1 protein-coding gene is annotated in these 929 nt (G+C 62.6%); it reads right to left on the bottom strand.

Annotated features, from left to right (window positions below):
• The coding region (locus UCMB321_RS25570; RefSeq protein WP_040071463.1) for a malonate decarboxylase subunit alpha at positions 1 to 929 on the bottom strand (929 nt) is incomplete at both ends.

A 929-nucleotide genomic window follows, 5' to 3' on the forward strand; every position in this document is an offset into this window, starting at 1 on the left:
CCTTCTTCAGTCAGCAAATGGGTCACGTCGTCGCCGTAGATCATGATCGGCGCCAGCGGCATCGCGCTTTTCTTCGCCACCTCCACGGCATCGAGGGTTTCGACGAAGGTCGGTTTGCCGCCCTCCTGGAAGGTCTCGACCATCTGCACCACCAGTTTCTTGCCGCGTTCGAGCAGGGCATCGGGGGCATCGCCGGTGTCGAGGCGCATATCGAGCCAGGCCGGGGTGCCATGCCGACGGCCACGCGGGTCATGCCCCATGTTCGGCGCCCCGCCGAAACCGGCCAGGCGGCCACGGGTCACGGTGGACGAATGACCGTCACCGTCGACCTGCAAGGTCGCGCCGATAAACAGGTCTACCGCATACTGCCCGGCCAACTGGCAGAACATCCGGTTCGAGCGCAACGAGCCGTCGCGCCCGGTGAAGAACACATCCGGGCGGGCCGCGATGTAGTGTTCCATCCCCAGTTCGGTGCCGAAGCAATGCACGCTTTCGACCCAACCGCTTTCAATGGCGGGAATCAGGGTCGGGTGCGGGTTGAGCGTCCAGTTGCGACAGATCTTGCCCTTCAGGCCGAGGGATTCACCGTAGGTCGGCAGGATCAGCTCGATGGCGGCGGTGTTGAAGCCGATCCCGTGGTTGAGGGACTGCACCTTGTGTTTTTCGTAGATCCCGCGAATCGCCATCATCGCCATCAGCACATGCACCGGCTTGATATGGCGCGGGTCACGGGTGAACAACGGCTCGATATAGAAGGGTTTGTCGGCCACCACCACGAAGTCGACCCAGGACGCGGGAATATCTACCCGGGGCAGTTCGCTGACGTCATCGACCAACTGGTTGACCTGGACGATCACGATGCCGTCGCTGAACGCCGCCGGCTCGATCAGTGCCGGGGTGTCTTCGGTGCTGGGACCGGTGTAGATATT

The sequence above is a fragment of the Pseudomonas batumici genome (assembly GCF_000820515.1).
Taxonomy (GTDB): domain Bacteria; phylum Pseudomonadota; class Gammaproteobacteria; order Pseudomonadales; family Pseudomonadaceae; genus Aquipseudomonas; species Aquipseudomonas batumici.